This window comes from Micromonospora sp. NPDC003776, assembly GCF_053605645.1.
The window spans coordinates 1-3,442 of record NZ_JBSGJR010000662.1 but is presented as its reverse complement, the minus strand read 5'-3'; the positions used below and the strand labels follow the sequence as shown (position 1 = coordinate 3,442).

General features: G+C 72.7%; 4 protein-coding genes and 1 pseudogene. 2 read left to right on the top strand and 3 right to left on the bottom strand.

Annotation, left to right across the window (positions count from 1 at the left end; translation table 11 throughout):
* Positions 1-111: 111 nt before the first annotated feature.
* Both ACWEVO_RS32895 and ACWEVO_RS32890 read right to left on the bottom strand, forming a co-directional pair.
* Positions 112-1,503 (bottom strand): MFS transporter, encoded by a 1,392-nt coding sequence (locus ACWEVO_RS32895; RefSeq protein WP_452311334.1) that lies wholly within the window; start codon positions 1,501-1,503, stop codon positions 112-114.
* Positions 1,504-1,517: 14 nt separating this feature from the next.
* Positions 1,518-2,285: a glycerophosphodiester phosphodiesterase family protein gene (locus ACWEVO_RS32890; RefSeq protein ID WP_452311333.1), complete on the bottom strand. Its 768-nt coding sequence runs from the start codon at positions 2,283-2,285 to the stop codon at positions 1,518-1,520.
* Positions 2,286-2,385: 100 nt separating this feature from the next.
* On the opposite strand from ACWEVO_RS32890, the gene ACWEVO_RS32885 reads away from it, so the two are divergent.
* Together ACWEVO_RS32885 and ACWEVO_RS32880 are read left to right on the top strand one after the other, a co-directional pair.
* Positions 2,386-2,835 carry a helix-turn-helix domain-containing protein gene (locus ACWEVO_RS32885; protein WP_452311332.1) on the top strand — a complete coding sequence of 150 codons (450 nt, stop codon included), beginning with the start codon at positions 2,386-2,388 and terminating at the stop codon, positions 2,833-2,835.
* Positions 2,828-3,196 (top strand): DUF4180 domain-containing protein, encoded by a 369-nt coding sequence (locus ACWEVO_RS32880; RefSeq protein WP_452311331.1) that lies wholly within the window; start codon positions 2,828-2,830, stop codon positions 3,194-3,196. The genes ACWEVO_RS32885 and ACWEVO_RS32880 overlap by 8 nt, the downstream gene beginning before the upstream one ends.
* 12 nt (positions 3,197-3,208) lie before the next feature.
* Here the strand turns inward: ACWEVO_RS32880 and ACWEVO_RS32875 are convergent.
* Positions 3,209-3,442 (bottom strand): annotated as a pseudogene (locus tag ACWEVO_RS32875) (short-chain dehydrogenase); the annotation flags it as partial.

Below are 3,442 nucleotides of genomic sequence, written 5' to 3'. Positions count from 1 at the left end.
CGCTGGGCTGGTGGGGGGGGCGGGGGGCTATTAGTACATCTGGGTCCGCCTTTAAATTTTTTGGCGGGACGATCCGCCGGTGGATTTACTTTGCGCGGGCCGGAGCCGCCCCTACAGCACGCGGGGCGGGGTGTTGCCGGCGGCGACGATGGCCTTGCGGATCGGCACCGCGGCCAGCAGCGCGAACCCGACCACGAAGAAGATCAGCAGGGAGACCAGGCCCACTCGGTAGGAGGAGGTGAGCTGGAACACCAGGCCGAAGGCGAGCGGCCCGAGCCAGCTGGTGCCCTTGTCGCTGATCTCGTAGAAGCCGTAGTACTCGCCCTCCTTGCCGGCGGGGATGAGCTGGCTGAACAAAGACCGGCTCAGCGCCTGACTGCCGCCGAGGACCAGGCCGATGCAGCCGCCGAGGATCATGAACGGCAGCGGCGCCTCGGCGGGCAGCCGGAACGCGGCGATGATCACGCCGGTCCAGAGCACCAGGGACAGCAGCACGGTCTTCCACGCGCCGATGCGCCGGGCCAGGGCGCCCAGGGCCAGCGCGCCGCCGAAGGCGAGGAACTGCACCAGCAGGATGGTCACGATCAGGGTGCTCTGCTCCAGCCGCAGTTCCTCGGTGCCGTACTGGCTGGCCAGGGTGATGACGGTCTGGATGCCGTCGTTGAAGACCAGGAAGGCCAGCAGGAAGAACAGCGTCAGCGGGTACGCCTTGATCTCCCGCAGGGTGCGCCCGAGTTGCCGGAACCCGTCGGTGAGCACGTTGCCGCCGCCGTGCAGCGCCTCGGCGGTGGGGTGTTCGCGCAGCCAGCGCAGCGGCAGCAGGGTGAACGCCGCCCACCACACGCCGGCCGAGACGATGGACCAGCGGGCCAGGTCGAGGGTGCGCTGCGGGCTGCCCTCCTCGCTGAGCATGGTGACCGCGACCAGGTTCAGCGCGAGCAGCAGCCCGCCGCCGAGGTAGCCGATGGCCCAGCCGCGGCTGGAGATGGCGTCGCGGTCGTCGGGGCCGCCGAGTTGCGGCAGGAACGAGTTGTAGACCACGACGGCCGCGCCGAAGGAGATGTTGGCGATCAGGAACAGCGCCCCGCCGAGCAGGTACCGCTCGCCGGTGACGAACGCGAAGGCGATGGTGGCGCCGGCGCCGGTGAACGCGGCGGCGGCCAGCAGGCGTTTCTTGTGCACCGACCGGTCGGCGACGGCCCCGATCACCGGCAGCACGAACACGGTGAGGAACACCGACAGCGAGATCAGGTACGGGTAGTAGGAGCCGGCGGCGATCCGGATGCCCAGCGGCTGCACGTATCCGTGGCACTCGTCGGCGCCGAGCCGGCAGCCGGCGGCGAGTTCGGTGACGGTGGTGAGGAACGGCCCGAGGAAGACCGTGATCACGGTGGTCTGGAAGGCGGAGTTCGCCCAGTCGTAGAAGTACCAGCCGGTGCGTTCCCGGCGGGTGCTGCCGGGGCGGGCGGGTTCGGCGACGGCGGGGGTGACCGTTTCGGCCATCGGGGTCCTCTGACTCAGGCGGCCCAGTGGCCGCGGCTGCGGTATACGTCGCGCAGCACGCCGACGTGATCGGTCATGATGCCATCCACACCACGATCAAGTAAGTCGTGCATGTCGGTGGGTTCGTCGATCGTCCAGACGTGCACCTGCAACCCGATGCGGTGGCAGTACGCGATGAACCGCCGGTCGACCACGGGGATGCGCCCGTACCGGACGGGCACCTGGGCGGCGACCACGGACGGGGGCAGGCGCACCGGCCGCCCGTGCAGGGAGGCCATCCGCAGCCGGGCCACGCCGCGCATGCCGAGGCTGGTGGCGACCTTCGGCCCGGCCAGGGCGCGCAGCCGGGTCAGCCGGGTGTCGCTGAACGAGGCGAGCAGCACCCGTTCGCCGGCGCCGGCCCGTAGGACGGTGTCGACGGCCGGGGCGGCCGCGTCGTCGGCCTTGACGTCGATGTTGAACCGGATCTGCGGCCAGGCGGTGAGCACCTCGTCGAGGCGGGGTACGACGGCGGCGCCGCCGACGCGTACCGAGGCCAGGTCGGCCCAGCGCAGGTCGGCGATGCGGCCCGGTTCGCCGGTGACCCGTCGCAGGGTGGCGTCGTGGAAGATCACCGGCACGCCGTCGGCGGTGGCGTGCACGTCGGTCTCGACGTACCGGTAGCCGAGGGCGACGGCCCGGGCGAACGCGGCGGCGGTGTTCTCGTCGCCGTCGGCCGCGCCGCCGCGGTGGGCGAAGGCCAGCGGTGCGGGGGCGTCGAGGTAGCCGTGTCGGGGCTGCACGCGCCGAAGTATGCCCGGCGCGGGTGGCTTCCGGGTAACAGGCCGACGTCGCCGCAGCCAACTTCCCTATCGTTCCCTGTCGCAGCTACGATGGGGAACGATGAGTGATGACATGTACTCGGTGGAGCAGGTCGCGGAGTTGCTCGGGCTGCACGTGCGCACCGTGCGCGGCTACATCCGCGCCGGCCGGCTGCCGGCGGTGCGGATCGGCAAGCAGTACCGGATCGCGCGCGCCGACCTCGCCGCGCTGACCGGGCGGCCCGCGCCCACCGGCCCGGCCGCGTTGGAGGTGTCCAGCATCGCGCAGGTCGAGGGGCTCGACCGGGCCACCGCCGACCGGCTCGCCACCCTGGTGCTGGCCAGCGCCAACAGTCACCCCGACCCCGCCCGCCCGCTGCGGGTGCAGACCGTCCACGACGAGGAACGCCACCGCATGAAGATCGTGATCCTGGGCGACGCGGCCGCCACCGCCGACCTGCTGCACCTGCTCGACGCGGTCCTGCGCGGTGAGGGTGGCCTGCTCGCCACGGCGGGGGTCGGGGATGGTTGACGTGCTGCAGGAGCGGGCCGGGGTGCCGGTGCTGGTGTGCGACCCGGCCGGCCCGCCGATCGCCACGGAGGGCGACGCGCTGGACCTGATCGGTGCGGCCTTCCTCGGCGCCACGGCCGTCGCCGTGCCGGCCGAGCGGCTCGACCCGGCCTTCTTCGCCCTGGGCACCCGCTTCGCCGGGGAGGTCATGCAGAAGTTCGTCAACTACCGGCTGCGGCTGGTCGTCGTCGGTGACATCTCCCGGCACCTGGCCGGCAGCGCCGCGCTGCGGGCCCTGGTGGCCGAGTCCAACCGGCACGGGCACGTGTGGTTCGTCCCGGACCTGGCCGCGCTCGACGAGCGGCTGCGCGCGACCGGCTGAACCCGGCGTGGCTCAGGGACCGCGCAGCCAGCCGGCGGTCAGCGTGGCCACGCCGAGCCCGTCGGTGTCGGCGAGCTTGACGGCGACGAACTGCCGGGCGGCGGGGGAGGTCTGCACCCGGGGCGCGGGCTCCGGGTCGGTGAGCGTGGCCACCACCACGGCGGCGGCGTCGGCCGCCGCCTGCGCGGCGGCGAACGCGCCGGCGCTGCGCGTCAGGTAGGCCCGCAGCGCCGGCCCGTACACCCC